Annotated in this window: 16 protein-coding genes; 11 read left to right on the top strand and 5 right to left on the bottom strand. The window is 64.9% G+C overall.

Annotation, left to right across the window (positions count from 1 at the left end; all coding sequences use genetic code 11):
* Positions 1 to 26 precede the first annotated feature (26 nt).
* Both B9H04_RS08685 and B9H04_RS08680 read right to left on the bottom strand, forming a co-directional pair.
* Positions 27 to 1907: a cation:proton antiporter domain-containing protein gene (locus B9H04_RS08685; protein WP_085682617.1), complete on the bottom strand. Its 1881-nt coding sequence runs from the start codon at positions 1905 to 1907 to the stop codon at positions 27 to 29.
* 187 nt (positions 1908 to 2094) lie between these two features.
* Entirely contained in the window at positions 2095 to 3003 is a 909-nt protein-coding gene (locus tag B9H04_RS08680; RefSeq protein ID WP_049931026.1) for an ADP-ribosylglycohydrolase family protein, read from the bottom strand.
* A 203-nt stretch (positions 3004 to 3206) separates the two neighbouring features.
* Here B9H04_RS08680 and B9H04_RS08675 point away from each other — a divergent pair, with 203 nt between their 5' ends.
* Complete coding sequence (locus B9H04_RS08675) at positions 3207 to 3419, top strand: hypothetical protein (protein WP_049931028.1); 213 nt, start codon at positions 3207 to 3209, stop codon at positions 3417 to 3419.
* A gap of 233 nt (positions 3420 to 3652) precedes the next feature.
* Positions 3653 to 4894, top strand: coding sequence for a chemotaxis protein CheC (locus B9H04_RS08670; RefSeq protein WP_049931030.1), 1242 nt, complete (start codon positions 3653 to 3655; stop codon positions 4892 to 4894).
* A 442-nt stretch (positions 4895 to 5336) separates the two neighbouring features.
* Here the strand turns inward: B9H04_RS08670 and B9H04_RS19730 are convergent, their stop codons facing one another.
* Entirely contained in the window at positions 5337 to 5489 is a 153-nt protein-coding gene (locus B9H04_RS19730; protein ID WP_176450708.1) for a DUF7837 family putative zinc-binding protein, read from the bottom strand.
* 836 nt (positions 5490 to 6325) lie between these two features.
* Between B9H04_RS19730 and B9H04_RS08665 the strand changes: the two genes are divergently transcribed.
* The gene (locus tag B9H04_RS08665; RefSeq protein ID WP_049931032.1) at positions 6326 to 6916 is read left to right on the top strand and encodes a TetR/AcrR family transcriptional regulator; all 591 of its coding nucleotides are present in this window, start codon (positions 6326 to 6328) and stop codon (positions 6914 to 6916) included.
* Positions 6913 to 8391, top strand: a complete 1479-nt coding sequence (locus tag B9H04_RS08660; RefSeq protein WP_049931034.1) for an MATE family efflux transporter — start codon at positions 6913 to 6915, stop codon at positions 8389 to 8391. Before B9H04_RS08665 ends, B9H04_RS08660 begins: the two co-directional genes overlap by 4 nt.
* Positions 8392 to 8579: 188 nt before the next feature.
* Here B9H04_RS08660 and B9H04_RS08655 read toward each other — a convergent pair whose 3' ends face one another.
* On the bottom strand, positions 8580 to 9437 hold the full coding sequence (locus B9H04_RS08655) for a metallophosphoesterase (protein ID WP_049931036.1): 858 nt from the start codon (positions 9435 to 9437) through the stop codon (positions 8580 to 8582).
* Between the two features lie 300 nt (positions 9438 to 9737).
* On the opposite strand from B9H04_RS08655, the gene B9H04_RS08650 reads away from it, so the two are divergent.
* From B9H04_RS08650 to B9H04_RS08620, 7 genes are all read left to right on the top strand, one after another.
* Entirely contained in the window at positions 9738 to 10640 is a 903-nt protein-coding gene (locus B9H04_RS08650; protein WP_139835072.1) for a protein kinase family protein, read from the top strand.
* 64 nt (positions 10641 to 10704) lie between these two features.
* Positions 10705 to 11529, top strand: a complete 825-nt coding sequence (locus tag B9H04_RS08645) for an IS5 family transposase (RefSeq protein WP_049931039.1) — start codon at positions 10705 to 10707, stop codon at positions 11527 to 11529.
* A gap of 120 nt (positions 11530 to 11649) precedes the next feature.
* Positions 11650 to 11832 (top strand): hypothetical protein, encoded by a 183-nt coding sequence (locus B9H04_RS08640; protein WP_049931041.1) that lies wholly within the window; start codon positions 11650 to 11652, stop codon positions 11830 to 11832.
* 6 nt (positions 11833 to 11838) lie between these two features.
* On the top strand, positions 11839 to 12657 hold the full coding sequence (locus B9H04_RS08635; RefSeq protein ID WP_049931043.1) for a hypothetical protein: 819 nt from the start codon (positions 11839 to 11841) through the stop codon (positions 12655 to 12657).
* A gap of 116 nt (positions 12658 to 12773) precedes the next feature.
* A complete protein-coding gene (locus tag B9H04_RS08630) occupies positions 12774 to 14450 on the top strand; it encodes a hypothetical protein (RefSeq protein ID WP_049931044.1) in 1677 nt (558 codons plus the stop codon).
* A 143-nt stretch (positions 14451 to 14593) separates the two neighbouring features.
* Positions 14594 to 15040, top strand: coding sequence for an FKBP-type peptidyl-prolyl cis-trans isomerase (locus B9H04_RS08625; protein WP_049931060.1), 447 nt, complete (start codon positions 14594 to 14596; stop codon positions 15038 to 15040).
* A 93-nt stretch (positions 15041 to 15133) separates the two neighbouring features.
* Positions 15134 to 15559 (top strand): universal stress protein, encoded by a 426-nt coding sequence (locus B9H04_RS08620; protein WP_049931046.1) that lies wholly within the window; start codon positions 15134 to 15136, stop codon positions 15557 to 15559.
* Positions 15560 to 15616: 57 nt separating this feature from the next.
* Here the strand turns inward: B9H04_RS08620 and B9H04_RS08615 are convergent, their stop codons facing one another.
* Positions 15617 to 18277 carry a PAS domain S-box protein gene (locus B9H04_RS08615; RefSeq protein WP_085682616.1) on the bottom strand — a complete coding sequence of 887 codons (2661 nt, stop codon included), beginning with the start codon at positions 18275 to 18277 and terminating at the stop codon, positions 15617 to 15619.
* Positions 18278 to 18543: the final 266 nt, after the last annotated feature.

Raw genomic sequence — 18543 nt, 5'->3', positions numbered from 1 at the left:
GGAGGCGCATCGTCTCCCAGCCCGGCTCAGTCGGGCTGAACCAACTCCATTCCCTCTCGGACGGCCTCGCGTCGACCGAGCAGCGTGATGTGGTCGCCGCGGTTTACCACCGTGTCCGCGCTCGGCACCGCGACCGACTCGCTGTCGCCGTCGCTGAGAACGGCGATGAGGCAGCCGTCGGGGAGCATCGGACCCACCTCGCGGACGGCCTTACCGATCAGTTCCTCGTTGGTGACCTCGATCTGTTGGACATCGCCGGTCTCCCCGATGTCGGTCATCCAGTGGGCGAGGTCCGGTCGCTCGATCTGATTGTCGATGGCCCACGCGGCCGACATCGCGGCCGAGATCGTACTCACGCCTAGGTCTTCGAACGCGTCGACGTTGTCGGAGTTGTTCGCCTTCGCGAGGATCTTCTCGACGCCGAAGTTCGTCTTCGAGAGCTGCGCGACGAGCAGGTTCGTGTCGTCGTCTCCGGTGGCCGCGACGAGGATCTTGGCGTTCTCCGCGCCGGACTTGCGCAACACCTCCGTGTCCGTCCCGTCGCCGATTACGGCGGCGAAGCCGTCGTTGCGGAGCGATTCGACCGTCGCCTCATCTTCCTCGATGATGACGACGTTTTCGCCGCGGTCTTCGAGGCGCTCAGCGAGCGCGCGGCCCACCTGTCCGCCTCCGACGATGATGACTCTCATGGGTATCACGTTGAGGTACTGCGCGATGTACCGCGCCAGCCCGCCCTGGACGAGGGCGGTCACGAAGATGACGAGGAACACCGTCCCGATCAGCAGGTCCGCCTGCTGCGCCAGCGCGGGGTCGTTGAGCTCCGTGGCGGCCGCCCGAAGCTCGGTGGCGAACAGCGTCGCGACCGACGCGGGGATGATCCCGCGCGGCCCGATCGCGCTGATGAACAGCCGCTCGGAGAAGGTGAACCGGTCGCCGACGGTCGAGACGAACACGAGCAGCGGCCGGATCACCACCGCGACCACGACGACCACGCCGAGCCCCGCGAGCCCCACGTCGAATATCGCCGCGGGGGGGAGCTGCGCGGCAAGCGCGATGAACACGAACGCCAGCACGAGCAGCGTGATGTCGCCCTTGAAGTCGGTTATCTCCTCCTTGTATGGGATGTCCACGTTCCCGAGCGCCAGTCCGGCGGTGGCGGCGGCGGCGACGCCGGCCTCGCTCGCCAGCTGGTTCGCCCCCGCGTACGCGGCGAGCGCGCCGGCGAGGGCGAGCAGCCGTGCGTTCCGCGGCGCGGCCCCGGGCGACAGGTCGACGTACCGGCGCAGGTAGTAGAGGACGCCCGCGACGATGAGGCCGACGAGCAGCCCCTCTCCGAGGCGGAGCGCGAACCCCTGAATCAGTCCCTCGCCCGCGACAGTCGGGTTCACCGTCTCGAAGAGCACGACCGCCGTGATCGCCGCCGTCACGTCGTTGACGATCCCCTCCGTCTCCAGGACGGCTGCGACCTGATCGCGGACGGGGACCACCTCGAGGATCGGGGAGATGACCGTCGGGCCGGTGGCGACGAGCAGCGCCCCGATCACGAACGAGAGCTCCCACGGGAGCCCTTCGAGGACTCGGACGGCCACCGCGGTCCCGACCAGTGCGATGCCGGCCCCGACCGTGACGAGTCGGACCGCCGCCCGGGGCGCCTGCCGAATGCGCTCGAACTCGAGGTGGAACGCCCCCTCGAAGACGATGATCGCGACCGCGAGCCCGACGATCGCCGGGAGCGAGTCGCCGAAGCTCTCGCTCGTCACGATCCCGAGCCCCGGTCGACCGATCGTCACTCCGACGAGCAGAAAGAAGATGATACTCGGGACGCGGAGCCGAGCGGCGAGGATCTGCGCGAGGACGCCGAGTCCGATGATGCCGGCGACGAGCGGGATCAGAAACTCCTGTGACACACTCGGTCCTCCGTGCCCTGACTCACTTTTTGCTGGATTATAAGTCAGTTGGTGCGTCCCTCGGCCGCCGACTCGGCGCCGATTCGCCGCCCGTTGCGCGACGACCTGCCCCCGGACGTTCCGTTCCGCTGGCGACGTGTGAGCCGCCGGTTCACCGTCCGATCCCTGTCGAACGCCAAGAGAGGGATTACGCCGTCTCCACGAGCCGGTCCGCTATCCGTTCGAGTTCGTCAGCCTCGCCGACGGCGTCGAGCCACCGATCGGGAAGCGTCGATGCGCCGAACCGCGCACCCGCGACCGCACCCGCGATCGCCCCGATCGTATCGGCGTCTCCGCCGCGATTGACCGCGGTCACGATTGCCTCCTCGGCGCTCTCGGCGGACAACCCGTCGTGGAGCGCCGTCCGTAGCGAATGAACGACGTAGCCCGACGTCTCCAGGTCGTCGAGCGAGTCTCCCCGAGCGAGCGGCCGAAGCGCCGTGACGAGTTCAGCGGGTGCGTCCGTACCCACGTAGTCGAGCGCATCCCGTAACGGCGCGTCCGCGTCGTCGAGGAGCCCAGCCACCGTGAGGTTCAGGATCCCGCACCCGTACGTACACCGCGGATCGGCGTGCGTGATCCGCGACGAATCCCGGCTCACCTCGACGAGTCGCTCTCGGTCCGCCGCGTACGGAACTGCGAGCGGCGCGCACCGCATCACGCTCCCGTTCCCGGCGTTCTGCCCCTCCGGGCTGTGTTCCCAGACGTGCCGGCCCGCCTCGTCCCACTCGCCGCCGTGCTTGAGTCGGCTCAACGACTTCATCGTCATCCGGCCGATGTCGAACGGGTCGCTGTCGTACCACGCGACGAACCGCTCCGCGATGTCCGCCGGATCGAACTCTCCCCGCTCGACGAGGCTCCGCGCGATACACAGCGCCTGCTCGGTGTCGTCCGTGATCGTCCCGGCGGGCTGGTTCCACGTTCCGTGGCCGACCATCTCGTCGAGTCGCCCGTGACCGGTACGGATCCCGGACGCGGACATGAACTCGACCGGCCGACCGAGCGCGTCTCCACAGGCGATCCCACAGAGGACACCGCGGGCCCGATCAACGTCCATACGTCACACGACACGAGCCCCCACGAAAAGTGTCGGGTGACGCGCACCGGCTCCGGCAGCTCTCGCTCTCGCAGTCGACGGTTCTGGTCGACCCGTCCGCCGTCGGCACCGACCCGGCCGTATTCGTTCGTGGGGACGCCGGTCCCGATCCGAACCCGGATCGAAATTCAAATATCCGAACACCTGTAACAAGATATGTTCAAATGACAGAGGAAAGCAGTTCTACCCGGGTTCCCAGTCAGCCGGTCGTCGTCCAGGAGGACACCCATCAGAACGAGGTCCCGGACAACATCGACTCGGAGCTGTACTCGGCGGACAGCCCGGACAACTCGTTCCACGAGTTCACGATCGAGCGCGGAGACGAACTCGTCGAGGCGCTCCGCGACAACGGCTACACGGTGGAGTTCAGAGAGTGAAAGCCTACGGATTCTCCGACGCACAGTGAATCTCCGCAGCGGACGACGCGTCACTCCGAACGAACTGCCGAGGGTGGCCGCTTCGCGTTCATCGATGCTGCGGTTGCCGATGCTGCCTTCACTCGGCGCCCGTATAACGCGTCACCGTTCGAGGAGCTCTCAGGGTTCGCTTCCGCGGTGCGGAACGCCGGGGTAAGTGTTAAAATGCTGCCTTGTCAATTAACATACCATATATGAAGATTGAGGTTAACGCCCTCGGAGAGTTTAATCGCCTCGCTCATGACGGGTCGAAACAGGCCGCGAACTCACTCGGACAGTTGACCGGTGTCCGGCCGACGGTCGAAGCGACGAGCATCGATCTCCTCCGGCGTCGAGATATCATCGCTGACCTTCACAATCAGGATCTCATCGGCATTTCGAGCGAATTCTCCGGGGGTATCGCTGGGACAGCACTGCTCGTCTTCAACGAGGCGGGCGCGAGGACGCTCGCGAAGAGCCTTCCCGGTGACGGCGCCGAGGCGATCGGTCTCGAATCGCGGCTCACGGAACTCGGAAACATCATGCTTAGCGGGTTCATCGACGGGTGGGCGGACTATCTGAACCAGGCTATCGATCAGCGCCCACCGACGTACCTGACGGGAGGCGGGACGGACATCATCCCGGACGCGACGCCGATCGATCAGGCGTCGAATCAGGTGCTGACGGTGAACACTACGTTCGAAACGTCGAGCGCAGTCGTCGAAACGACGGCGTACGTATTCCTCGAGGAGGCGTCGTTCAGGCATATTCTCGATACCCGGCTCACCAGCGAGTCGACGCCGATACCGCTGGACAAGCTCCAGGTGTTCAGCCGAATGGCCGCGAAGGGCGGCGACACCGCAGGCGACAGCATAACGATGATGACCGGGATCGACACGTCGGTCACGGTCAGCCGCATGAGCTTCCTTCAGGTCGAACAGATCGGACCGCGACTCGGTGACGAGCAGCAGGTGGGCGTCGTTGCGAAGCTAACCGGCCTCCCCACCGGCTACGTCCTTGTCCTGTTCGACGAGCCCTCCGCCGAAACAATCGCAGAGGCGATGGGTACCGGAGCGGTCACCGACGGATTCGACGGAATTCACGAGAGCGCGATCGAAGAGATCAGCAATATCATGATCAGCGGATTCGTCGACGGGTGGGCGAACGTGCTCGGCACGTCGAACCAGCATACCCCTCCGGAGTTCGTCCACGACTTCGCGTCGGCTATCGTCGATCCGATAATGCTGGATCTCGCGACGACACAGGAGTACGTGTTCGGGTTCGACACCCTCATTAAAACGGCTGGGGACGCCGTGAGTTGCAAAATACTCGCCCTCCCACGGGCCGAGGAGCTCAAGGAGGCGCTCGACGAACTCTCGGTCGGCGAACTGTCCGCTGACGTCGAGGCAGAAATGGAGGCCGACCCCGAGTCCCTGTTCCAAGAGCACGTCGAGTAGCGCTTTGGGTGCGGTGATGTCGTCCGAAGTCATCGCGTCGCCCAGCGGCTAACGGTCGACCCGGAAGTCACGAATCCGCCGGTGCGCTGGAACGGAGGGCGACTGGAACCACCGGCTTGAACAGGCCCGTTCATCCCGTGCGCCGGCGGCTCTTCTCGTCGTTGGCGAGATTCGTCTCCGTCACGGCGAGGTCCCGCGGCGTCGATCGTCGCACGGTGAGGTCATCTCTGCCGGTCGTCTCGCCGGCGTCGAGACTGTATTGTGCGAATTGTACATAAGCTAACGGGACCAGTTATGAACGACGTGCCGATTTTCATCGTTCACGCACACACGGGCGAGGGGGCCACTCCATTTCTCTGAGACGCGTCTGTGAGGTCGCGATCTGAGACCAAGCCGTCTCCGAGACCGGAACTCCCCGACTACGTCGAGGGAGCGGACCGGCCTACCGTGGTTTCACGACCGCATCGCAGTCCGGACACTCCGCGAAGACACCCGTATTCCCGTCCCCGTGGTCGTACTCAATGATCTTCCACGCCGCGGGGATCTCGCGGTCGCAGCTCGGGCACTGTCCGAGCGGCGCCGAGCTGTCGGTCATTAGGGGGGGAAAGGGAGCGTGCGACTCTCTTTCCGTCCACCCATTCGCGGTTAGCTGGATTAAACATTCGGCAGAAATGTGTTGTAGACACACAAGCACTCGTTCGGTTCTCGCTTCGATCTATTGCCCGACAACTCCGAGGGCCCACGCGACCGTCGGCCGAGACTTCACCGGTGGGTCCCCGCTGAACAGTGAGTCACTTCGCCATTAGGGGCGTTCGCCGGGTGCGTAGTCCGTCCGCTCTCGACACATACCTCCCGACGACCGGGCGGCCCGTCTCACGCCGGTCCAGAGACGACCGGCGGGACTCACCGATCGGGGCCGAGACTGAGTCGTATCCCGGCGAGGCCGGCCAAGAGGAGCGCCCGTCCCACCGGCCCCAGCGGGGTGGTCGGGGGCCTCGGCCCGGAGAGGCTCAGGTCCCCACCGGCGCGACGCCGACGAGACTCAGTGCGACCCCCACCCCCATCAGCTCCGGATTCATGTCGAGCGAACGATTGCGGCGACACGACGTGAAGTTTGACACGGTTTCTGTCACGCCGCCGGTGAGTGGCCTGGGTGACGCGCGGAACGCGATCGACGGGAAACGCGTACGACGCGGTCCGGTCTGTCGAGCGCCGTCGGAGTTCAACGGCGACAGCGTACCGGACACGCTTCTAGCCACTCCGCCGGTCGGCGCCGGGTCCTGGATCACACCGAAGGTCGGCCTCGGCGATGTGATACCGCACACGACACCGATCCACTCGACTCTCGCAGTCGCAGCGACCGACTCCTCGGCTCCGCCGTCGCATCAGAAGGCCCTTAACTAATCAGTTAGTAAGTTGAGACAGAACGAAATGGGATCGGAGACAAAATCCGAGATCATCGACGCGACGAATTCGGTGCTGTGTGAGCACGGGTACGCCGGCCTCACGGTACAGAAAATCGCCGACGAGGCGTCGATGACCACCGCCGCGATCCACTACCACTTCGACACGAAAGCGGAGTTGCTGAACGCGTTCCTCGACGACCTGATCGAGCGGTTCAAGACGAAACTCACGTTCGAGGCGACCGACCCGCGCGACCGGCTCACAGCGTTCCTCGACCACGCCTTCACACCGTCGGATCCCGCCGCCGACGGCTTCCCCGTGGCGATGATGGAGCTGAAAGCCCAAGCACCCTTCCAGGAACTGTACCGGGAACGGTTCCTCGAACTCGACGACATCGTGTGCGAGGTCGTCAGGGAGATCGTCGCCGACGGTATCGACGGCGGACACTTCGCCGAGACTGACCCGGACGAAGTCGCCAGGCTCGTCACGACGACGATCAACGGCGCACACGCCCGACACGTGGCGCTCGGTGAGCCGCTTGACGACACGCGTCGGATGCTCGAAAACACGCTGGAACTCCACCTCGGCTGGCAGCCCCGATCGGAGGTGGTCGCGTGAGCTTCTTCAAAGGCCAAGAGGAGCTCAACCTGACGGAGGGCGGCATCGTCAAACCGCTGTTTTTCCTCTCGCTTCCCATCGTCATTACGAACCTGATGCAGACCGCCTACAACCTGGCGGACACGTTCTGGCTCGGCCAGTACTCGACGGAGGCGCTGGCGGCCATCTCCTTCGCGTTCCCGATGGTGTTCCTGCTCATCTCGCTCGGGATGGGGCTCTCGGTCGCCGGGAGCGTCCTCGTCGCCCAGCACACTGGCGCCGAGGAGACGGAAAAAGCCGAGTATGCGGCCTCGCAGACGGTCTCGTTCGCGTTCATCGCCTCGGTCATCTTCGGAGCGATCGGGTATCCGTTCGTCGAGGAGTTCCTCGCGTTCCTCGGCGCCTCGCCCGAAGTCCTCCCCGGCGCGACGGCGTACATGCAGGTGGTCGCGCTGGGCTTGCCGTTCATGTTCGGATTCTTCGTGTTCATCTCGCTGATGCGCGGCGCGGGCGACACGATCACGCCGATGCTCGTCATGTTCGGGACGGTCGTCATCAACGTGATCCTCGACCCGTTCCTGATCAACGGTTGGGCGGTTGGCCCGATCGCGTTCCCGGAACTCGGAATTCAGGGCGCCGCTATCGCCACAATCTTCTCGCGGGCGCTGGCGATGCTCGTCGGCCTCTACATCATGCTGTCGGGAACGCGGGGGATTCAGATCAACGTCGCCGATATGAAGCCCGACCTCCAGTATCTCCGGAAGATCCTCCGAATCGGCGTCCCGGCGTCGATCGAGGGGACCGGTCGGGCGCTCTCGATCAACGCCCTGCTGATTGTCGTGGGGCTGTTCTCGACCTCGGTCGTCGCCGCGTTCGGTATCGGAACGCGGGTGTTCTCCGTCATCTTCCTCCCCGCGATCGCCGTCGCGCGCGGCGTCGAGACGATGACCGGGCAGAACGTCGGGGCCGGCAAGTACGACCGCGCACAGGAGGCCAACTACATGGCCGCGAAGGGACTGTTCGGGATCCTCGGCGTCGTCGGCGTCGCCATCTTCTTCGTCCCGACACCAATCGTCTCGGTGTTCACCGACGACCCGGCCGTGCTCGATGTCGGTGCGCAGTTCCTCCGGTACGTCGCGCTCTCGTTCGGGTTCATCGGGATCCAGCGGGCGTTCACGGGCGGCTTCCGCGGCGCCGGGAAGACCCTGATCGCCGCCGCCATCTCTATCACGGCGCTCGCCGTCATCCGGCTGCCCGTTTCCTACGTGGCCTCGCAGGGCATACTCCCGACCGACCTGTGGTTCCTCGGCCAGCCCGACGTCCGGGGCATCTGGATCGCGTTCTTCGCCTCGAACGTCGCCGGGGCGGTCATCGCGTGGCTGTGGTTCCGACGCGGGACGTGGCGTGCGGGCGACGTTCGCGGGACGCCGGACCCCAGCGGCTCCGAACCGGGACCTGAACCGGACGACGCTGAGGCCACCATCGGGGACGACTGATCACTTCAGCCGTATCCGAAACGCACCGTCGACGCTTTCGGCCCCGTGGACGGTCTCGGGGCCGCGCGTCGCGGCGCTCGCCCCGTACACCGGTAGAACTGGGCAGTCGCCGCAGCGGGCGTTGTCACGCACAGACGCGGAGCGGGTCCACCTGCGCCGATCGCTCGCTACAGCGCGGCGCGCGCCGGTCAGACCGATGAGACGGAGACGGACCCGTCGGGTTTTCGGCGGACGACCTCCAGCGAATCAGCGCTCTCGATCAGGACGCCCTCGCCCCCTGCCGAGCGGTGGTTCATCCGGATGATGTTCCCGCAGACCACGTTGCCGTTCCGAACGGGGTCAACTCGCTTCGTGTGGCCGACGATCTGTGCTGGGGCCGACGGGTCCAGGTGCGTGAAGTCCAGCCAGCAGAGCCCGGCATCGGGGCCGCGGCCGCCGTCGCTGCCGAGGGCGAACACGCGGCCGTGTCGTCGTTCGAGCCGCTTCTGTACCGTTCTGTCGTCGCCGTCGACGGCCAACAGCTCGCTCGCGGCGTTCCGGACTACGTCGTTTACCCTCGTCACGTCGAACGGCTCGTTCTGTCCGGCGTGACTGTAGCGATACTGATATCCCTCGAAGGCGGCCGTGACAGCCCCCTCGCTGGCTCGCCGGAGAAACTCGCGCCGGTCCGCCGCGTCGAGGCCGGTGGAATACGCACCCGGCCACCGGACGAACGACGGGAGCAGAATAGCCAACTCGTGATTCCCTAACTGGTATCGGACCCGCCCGGGCGGGGCTTCCTCTTGGAGTCGCCAGACCATCTCGAGACACTCCTCGTTCGCCGGCCCCCGGTCGATCACGTCGCCGTTGACCACGAGTACGTAATCGTTGTCCGCCCAGTGGAGCCGGTCAGACTCATCGGCCCGTACGAGGTCCGGATACTGCCCGGAGTCACCGACGGCGAGCAGCGCGCTTCGAGCGTCCGTGAGGTAGCCGTGGATATCACTGACGTGTACGATCAACGGGTCGCCGGAGGTTCGTTCGACAGTAGCGGGCGGAACACTCATCTCGGTACACCTTGGTCTTCGACCCCCGAAGTCGTTTGGTGGAGATCGAGCGGACCGTGGGTGATGTAGCGTGATTTATTAGCGTGACTCTCTCAGGTTGAGCAGACCACGTGACGACGTGCTGTTGGGTAGAGTATCATCATGGACCGAACGGACTTGACGCCGGACCCGAACGAGCTGCTCGAGGCGGCGCTCACAGATCCCGAATCGTTCGACGCCGCGCGGACCGCGCGGGTCGTGGCGCAGCTCGAGCACGACGACGAGGAAGTTCAACGAGCCGCGTCGTGGGCACTTCGATTCGTGTCCGCGGAGACGCCCGAACTCGTCAACGCCTGTGCCGGACGGTTCCGACGAGCGCTTCGCGATCCAGCGGCCCGGTCGGTCGCGCTTCGAACTCTCGCGGTGCTCGATGACCACAACCAGGAGGCGGTCGCCGAGATCATCGACGGGGCGGTCGAAGCCGGGTTGATTGACGAGTCACTTGCCATCCGGACTGTCGCCGGCTATCAACCCCCCGAGTTCGAATCCGGCGGGTCAGTGATCGCGGACGAAGGGGACGAAGCGATCTCACCGACCGAACCCGCCGTCGCGGCGGGCCGGGAGGAGTCGACCGGCTCCGCGGACGGCGAGGACGCGTCGCCGACGCCCGGACATCCCCCAAACGAGCCCCCTGCGAAGCCACCCCGACTCGACCGATCGCTGACCGAACACAGGTCAAGAGAGGCTGCTGAAGCAGCCGGCGATTCAGACGCCGAGCGCATCCAATTCGCGACGAGCGGGCGCGAATTCACAGCGACGTGCCGCCGGGGTGTGATCGCCAGCGGTATGCATGACGACGCCTTTCGGGACGCGATCGAGCGGTGGCGTCGGATCGACGATCATGACGCTGTCGCACGCGTCGTCGACGCCGGAACGCGCCCCGTACCGTGGCTCGTCTCTGAGCGGGGCGCACTGGGGCTCCTCACCGAGAGAGAGACGCCGGTCTCACCGGCTGAAGCCAGGTGGATTCTGTTACAGATCGCCGACGCGGTTCAGTACGCACACGCTGCGGGCGTGCTTCACGGTGCGATGTGGCCGGGCGTGATTACTGCGGTCAACGCCGTCGAAGACCCTGACGCGTGGGCCTTTCCGCGGGTCAGCGACTGGGGACTGCGGGAAGTGTTCGGGCCGGAGACTACGTTCTCCGAGATACTGCTCTGTTGAAGAGCGATCTTATCAGCCGATATCACGGGTTTAGAAGGGTGAAGCCGAGGAAATCGAACCTGACATGGAGATCGATATCCTCGACTTCATCGAGCAGTGTCGTCACCTAGCTAAACAAGCGTTGGGGAAGCATGCGGGCGAGCCCGCCAGCGGCGGGTTCGCCCGCTGGGTTCATGTCGTTCTCCACTGTTTTCGGGTCGAAGAGACCCACAGCTACCGTGAAACACCGAATGGGCTGAAGTACATGGACGAAGTTCGTGACGCTCTCGACTTAGCTCGGGACGACCTCCCTGATCACACGACGATCTACAAGTCGTTTGATCGGCTGAAAATGTGGGTATGGCGGGCGCTGCTGCGCGTTTCCGCGCAGCAGCACCCGCAGTCTGGCCACGCCGCTCTCGACAGCACGTTCTTCGATCGCCGACGTGCGTCATCGTACTTTCGCCAGCGGGCAGGACGAACGATACAGACGCTGAAAGTGACGACATTGACAGATGTGGAATCGCTGGCTGTTCTTGATCTTCACATCGCAGCTCGGTGGAAGCATGATACGAAGACTGGACCGCAGGTCGTCCGCCGAAACGCGGACGACCTGCAGTCCGTCGCCGCCGACAACGGCTTCCAAGACTGGCATACCGAGTACGAAATCGCCGCATATGACGTTAAGTACCTCGTTCATTACCGCGGCTCGTCAGCGAACGCAGCTGCGAATAACGCACTCAACCGAGCGAAGGGCTACTCTCAGCGGTGGATGGCCGAAACATCGTATTCGACAACGAAGCGCTCGCTCGGCGACGCCGTGCGAGCGCTGGGCTGGTATCGGCAGTTCCGTGAAATCGTCTTGATGTTCGCCATCACCAACATAGAACCACTGTGTGAGCCGCTTTAACCGTGACTCAGCATCTATTCAACACAGCACGAGATACCCGACTCGTACGCGGCACCGGAACACGTCGCTCCCGACCGATTCGGCGGGGTCGACACTGCGACCGACATCTACGGGCTCGGTATGATCGGGCACGAGCTACTGACGGGCGCCGCGCCGACCCGCGACGACGGGACCGTTCACACGCGAGACGTCGTGACCGGTATCCCCGAAGGACTGTCCACAGTCCTGCTGAAGTCGCTGAGAACAGCGAAGATGGAGCGATACGCCTCTGTGGCAGCGTTCAAACGAGACTTGTTATCGTGACCAGCAATGCGTGACCGCGTCGTCGAACGTGGCGGGAACGAACTGATGACGGCGACTCTCGGGTCGAGCGCGTTAGAGCCGGGACCAGCGGTCGTTAGTACCTCGTCACCGGTACTCGGGGTCGGCGTCACTCGGTTCGTCGCCCTCGTCCTCGTGCTGGCCGCGTGCCTCGGAACGGCGCGGTACGCGCTGGTAACAGCGCGACACGAACCGCATGACACGCTCGTGTGGCGGTACGTCGCGTTGTCGACGGCCGTCGGAGGGGTGTTCTCGGCGCTGTTGCTGGCCGAGACGACTCGCCCGGCAGTTGGAACGGTTCTCGTCGCGTTCAGACTCCTTTCACAGTTGTTCTTTGCCGTCTTCCTCGCCTTGTCACTCCGAGAACTGTACTACGCTCAGCCCGCGACATCGACCGAGGGAACCCGGATCTCGCTGTCGACGGCCCGACGGATCGAGACTGGATTCATGCTGCTCGCCTTAATCCAGTTCCCGCTCGTTGTCTGGCTCGGGCCGACGGTGGTCGCGGAGGTGATCGTCGCGACCGCGTCCGGTGCGTTCACCGTTTACGGGGTCTCGTTCGGACAGGCGATTCGGGCGCGTCGGCTGACGCACGGGACCGTCCTCGATGCCACCGTCACCTACGTGATCGCCGTGCTGATCTGTGTGGGGACGGTGAGCGTTATACAGGGCGCCACCGCCACTTCGCTCCCGGCGCCGGCAATCCGAGGGGCCGTCAACGTGCTCTTGGTGATGATAGGGACCTTCCTGATTAGTCTCATTATCAGGCTCAAGCGGAGCGCCGACGCAGCCAGCGCTAGTGCCTGACGACCGGAAACTGCTCGGCAGCACGGAGCGGGACGCGCGGGGAAAACGACAGCAGGTGACGCCACGCTCGAAGGCGAGCGTTTACGTCGGAAGACGCCAAGGGTAAGTCAACACATATGGTAGCCAGCGACACACGGTCTGTCGACGAGCTAGAGCGACGCGTCGAGGCGATCGCCGCGACGGAACCGGCCGAGAGGAGCCCGGACGATCACGCGCGATTGACCGACGCCCTCGTCGCGCTCGCCGACGCCTACGGCGAACGCGGAGCGTTCGACGCTGAGGCCGAGACGATCGCGCGGCTGGACCGGCTCCGCGGCCACGGCGGAGCCAACGACACGGCGGTCCACCTCGCGAACGCCCTCGCGAACGCGACGAGCGTGCGTGACCGTGACGACCTCTACGAGACCGCGATCGACCCCGGCCGCATCGAGGCGTACCGAGACCGAATCCAAACGCTGTACGACCGCCGCCCCGAGCCGGCGATCGCGGCGCCGCTGGCTCGGGCGACCGCCGAGACGATCCACGCGAACGGGAAGGGGGATCGCCGCGATCGGATCGAACCCCTGGTTGACCGTCTCGAAACGCTGTACGACGCGCATCCCGAGCCGGACGTCGCGGCCGCGCTGTTGCGGGCGTACGCTCACGCGGAACTGTACCTCGGCGAGGAACCCGAGAGCGAGGAGACCGCTGACGTGCCGCTGGGCCGCAACGCCGGCGCCGACACGGGCGACGACCATCCCGATTCGGCGGTCGAAGGTGACCGCGTCGCCCGCGCGGAGGAGCTGTTTCGAACCCACCCGGACGGCGACGTCGCCGCCGGCCTGGCCGGCGTCCTCGCCGGCCGAACGAACGCCGACGCCAAGCGGACGGACGTCGAAGCGATCGAGGCCCGGATCGGTCGGATCGAAGCGCTCGCCGACCGGTACCCGGCCCGGGAGGAGTCGATCACCCGCTGGCTCCCGGTCGCGACGGCGAACGCCGCGCGCGCCGGCTTCGAGGCGGCCGACATCAGTCGGGTCGAACACTGGGCGAGCGAGACGGCCGCGCACCACGAGCGACTCTCGACGCCGTCGAGTGCGACGTGGGCGGCGGTGGCGGCGTTCTTCTCCGCGCGGGCGTCGTTCTTCGACGGCGACATCGACGCGGGCGAGACGAAGCTCGAACGCCTCGAAGCGCTCGAAGACCGGTACGAGAACCCGGTGTTCGCACACTGGCTCGGCCGGGCAATGTTCGACGCCGCCCGGAGTTACGTCGAGAACGACCGATCCGAGCGCGCCCGCGAGATGGTCGACGAGCTGTCCGAGTTCGCGGTGGGCCACCAGGACCGCGAAGAGATCGAGGCTGGGCTGGAGGCGCTCCGCTCGCACGCGCCGCACCTGTTCGACGAGCCCGACGACTCGGGTGGCGAGGCCACGGACTCGGTCGAAGTGACCGCCGGGCCGGTCGCCACGGACGACGGCCCGGACGAAACGCCGAGCGAGACGCGGCCGGACGGCGCCTCTCGCGAACCGGACGAGACGAGTGCCACCCCCGACGCAGACGAGGCCACCGCGGCCGACCGGGGCGGATCGACGGGCGACTCGGCGGACGACGACTCGACGGACGCGCCGGGGTGTGGGAACTGCGGCGACGACGGCTGCGGAAACTGCGGCACGGGCGACGACCTGAAGGAGCCGGCGTCCGGTCCGGTGCTCGCTGCCGTCGGTGCGGCGGTAGTCTTCGTCGGGGTCTCCGTTGCGTACACGCTGTACCGCGCACAGCGCGCGCTCCGGCGGTCGGTCGGATCGCAGTGACGAAGCGAGCCACCCGTCGGCGCCCGCCCTGACCGCCGACACGGCGACGCCGCACTGTGCCGCACCGGCTCCTGTCGCGCAATGCCACAGACTTTCCGTGCGGCGCTGTTCGAACGCGTATGACGATCGATACCGGCGATTCCGTGACGATCGAGTATACGGGCCGACTCGACGACGAAACAGTGTTCGACACCACCCGGCAGTCCGTCGCCGAGGAGGCGGGGCTCGCCGAAGCGCAACCCGACAGAGAGTACACGCCGTTGACGGTCGAAATCGGGGCCGAGCAGGTCATCGAGGGGATGGAGGAGGGACTGATCGGCTTAGAGGCGGGAGACACGGAGACGCTGACGATCCCGCCGGAGAAGGCCTACGGCGAACCCAGCGAGGAACACGTCCAGGAGTTCGAGACCGCGGAGCTCAGAGAGATGCTCGGCGGACAGACGCCGGAGGAGGGCTCGTATCTCGAGGCTCAGAACGGGAGTCAGGGAGAGGTCGTTCACGTCGACGAGGAGATCGTTCGGGTGGACTTCAACCCCCGCCTCGCCGGCGAAACGCTGACGTTCGACGTGGAGATCATCGAGGTCAACTGAGTCCGACTGGGGTGTCGGTGGCCGCCGCACACGGAGAGCCGCACCTCGGGAACGTCCCCCACGAGTTATGTTCGTCTGGGAGACAGTTCCGTTGTGAACGACGAGCTCTTCGAACGCATTCTCGTCCCGATTGCGAGTCCCGAAGACGCGGAGGCGACGGCGCGTGCGATCCGGCCGCATCTCGACGCGGGGACCACGCTCATCGTGACACACGTCACGCGGGGGACCGACGCCGAGACGACGATCAAGACCGGTCGAGACCAGTTCGCCGGGGCGACCTACGAAACGTTCTCGGACATCCTCTATCGCCGCGACCTCGAGTTCGAGTGGGTGACGCTCGAAGCGCGCGAGGTCACGGAGGCGCTCGTCGACGCGGTCGAGATGACCGCGGCGACGGTGGTCGCCTTCACGCCGCGCGACATGGACACGTGGAAGCAGACGCTGGCGGGCGACCCCGGGAACCGACTCATCCGGGAGGCGGCCGTGCCGGTGATGGTCTTCCCCAACCAGCAGTCCTGAGAGGCCGTGCCGCTCCGCGTCGCGGGGCGACGCCTCGGGAGCTGAACCCGCGACAGGTCACTCCGAACTGAACTCGACGCCCGTGACTTCGAACCGGGCGCCGTCCCGAGCTCCGGTAGTCACCCGGATGTCCCATCCGTGTGCTTTCACCACCTGATTCACGATGTGTAGTCCGAAGCCGGTCCCGTTTCGCGTGGTGGAGTAGCCCGGTTCGAACACGCTGTCACGGTTCTCTTCCGGAATCCCCACACCGGTGTCTTCGACGTAGAACCCGTCGTCCAGTTCCCCGACGGTAACCGTCACGTCCTCGCCGCCGTGCTCGATCGCGTTACTGATGAGATTTTCGAACAACTGGCGAAACCGACTTTCATCGGCACGAACACTCCGGCTGATAGCCGTTTTGAGCGTCGCCTCAGTGGTAGCGACCGTCCGCCAGCAATCGCTGGCTACATCCGCCGGGTTCACTCGCTCTAACTCGCCCATCTGTTCTCCGACGCGAGCGAGCGCAAGCAGATCGTCGATCAAGTCCTGCATCCGCTCGTGAGACCGGCGCACCGCGTCGATATGCTCACCGTCGTACTCCTCTCGTACCAACTCCAGTCGGCCCTTCGCGACGTTCAGGGGGTTCCGTAGGTCGTGCGAAACTATCGACGCGAACTGGTTCAACTGCTCGTTCTGATCTCGGAGCTGTTCCGTCGTCCGCTTTCGCTGGAGTTCCACCGTCACCCAGTTGCTCATCAGGTCAACCAGCGTCTCCTCCCAGTCCGTGAACCGATCGGCCCGGGCCGCAGTGTCGTAGAAACAGAACGTCCCGTACACGTCACCGGTGTCGAACACCGGGGCTCCGATGTACGACGAAATCCCCCACTCGGTGAATCCCGCCCGGCCGGTCTCCTCGGGCGCATCCCGTTCGACGTCGCCGATCACGACCGTCTGTCTGGTGCTTGCTACTAGTTCACAGTTCGTCGCCGAGACCGGAACTACGTCGCCGGGCTGGATCGTCTCACGGTCCGTGTCGACGAACTCGAAGACGTATTCGTCGTCGTGAATGCTCGAGAGGGTCCCGTACTCGGTTCCTAACTCCCTCCGACCGAGCCGCAGAAGCGCTTGTACCTTCTCGTCGAACGACAGATCCGGGTCCGAAGTGACGTCGTACAGTTCGTGAAGCGCCCGCTCTCGTTGCTTCCGCTCAGTAATGTCGTGAACGGCCCCTCGGAGCGTCGTGACTTCACCGTTTTCGACGTGAGGGTCGCCGCGGATCTCCATCCACCGATCCTCGCCGTTAGACCGCTGGAGGCGGGCCTCTATCGCGAACGATTCCCCGTGAGTAAGTGCGTTTTCGACCGCGGCTTCAACCCTCGGCCGGTCTTCCTCGACGTAGATGTCGACGACGTCCTCCAGTGAGGGCGCTCGGTCGCCCTCCCAGCCGATGAGCTCGAACAGGTGGTCGGACCAGAACGCGTCCCCCGTCTTCGGGTCGACCTCCCAGCCGCCGACATCGGCGACCCGTTCCGTGTGATCGAGGAGTTCGACGACGCGATCAAACTCACGCTCGCGTTCTCGCCGCTCAGTTATATCCGAGGCGATACCGACGGTCCGATACACTTCTCCGGCCTCGTTTTTCACCGGAACGGCCCGGTCGTACACCCATCGCGTCTCTCCGTTCGGCCGGACGATGCGGTACTCCTCCTCGTAGGAGCCAGTCGACTGCGGATCGAGGATCTCTTCGACTCGGTCTCGGTCCTCCGGATGGATGGCGTCCGCAAATGACTGCGGGTCCTCGTACAGCGCGTCGGGCGACCGGCCCCAAATCTCCTCGTACGCGGGGTTGACGTAGAGTACTTCACCCTTCGTCGGGTCGGTCATCCAGACCATTTCCTGGATGTTCTCGGTCATCTGCCGGAACCGCCGTTCTCGCTCTCGGAGTTCGTCTTCCATCCGAACACGCTCCGAGATGTCTCGGAGAACGCCGACGAACTTGCGTTCGCCGCCCTCCTTGAACGTGCTGAACGATATCGAGACCGGCACCTCGTGTCCCTCTCGATGCTGGGCGGAGAATTCGATCGCCGTCCAGTCCAGCGACCGGTCGTTCGTCTCCAGGAACCGCTCCATTCCCTGCCGGTGGCCGTCTCGATACCGCTCCGGTATCAAGGTGAACAGCGAGTCGCCTCTGAGGGTCTCCGGGTCGTACCCGAACAGGTCTTCGGTCGCTTGGTTTACGAACTGGATCGTGTTCGTGGAGTCGACGGTGAGGATGGCGTCGCTTGAGTTTTCGGCGATCGCAGCGAGGCGCCGCTTGGTCCGTTCGGCCTCCCGCTCGGCTCGCCACTTGTCGACGACGTTTCGGATCCGATTGGCCAGAACGGCGTACTGATCGGTGCCGACTCCCTTCTGTAAATAATCCGTAACGCCCGCCGAAATCGCATCGCTCGCGATGTCCTCGCTTCCTTTCGCCGTGAACAGTATAAATGGAAGATCGGCGTCCCGCTCGCGAACGGCTTCGAGAAGTTCGATCCCGTTCCGCTCCGGCATGTCGTAGTCGGAAACAACGCAGTCGATGTCCGTTTCAGCGAGTGTGTCGAGTCCGTCACTCGCGCTCCCCGCGGATACGACCTCGAAATGACTGTCCTCTCTTCGAAGATAGGTACTGACCAATTCCGCAAGGTCGGGATCATCGTCGACATGTAAAATGCGGATTGAGTTCACTTTCTCGCTCATGTGACGCCTTACTGTTAGATATATAATTACGCAGTAATAAGTCCCCTATAGAAATGTAACTGAACGTGAACCAAGACGCAGCACTCGGGTAGTGTTTATGAGCGAATGTCGGCCTCGCGCCTCCGGTCTCGACCGTGGTATTGACATCCTCCTCCGCGTAAACGCGGAGGAATCCCGAGCGGTGGGAGTTTCAGGTTTCCAGTCCGATCACCGGACTACCACACCTTTCGGGCACGGGTAGTCCCACAGCGTCGATGTGGTGGACT

This window comes from Halorubrum ezzemoulense DSM 17463, assembly GCF_002114285.1.
Lineage (GTDB): Archaea > Halobacteriota > Halobacteria > Halobacteriales > Haloferacaceae > Halorubrum > Halorubrum ezzemoulense.
The sequence above is the reverse complement of the archived record's forward strand: the minus strand, read 5'-3'. Positions and strand labels throughout refer to the sequence as shown.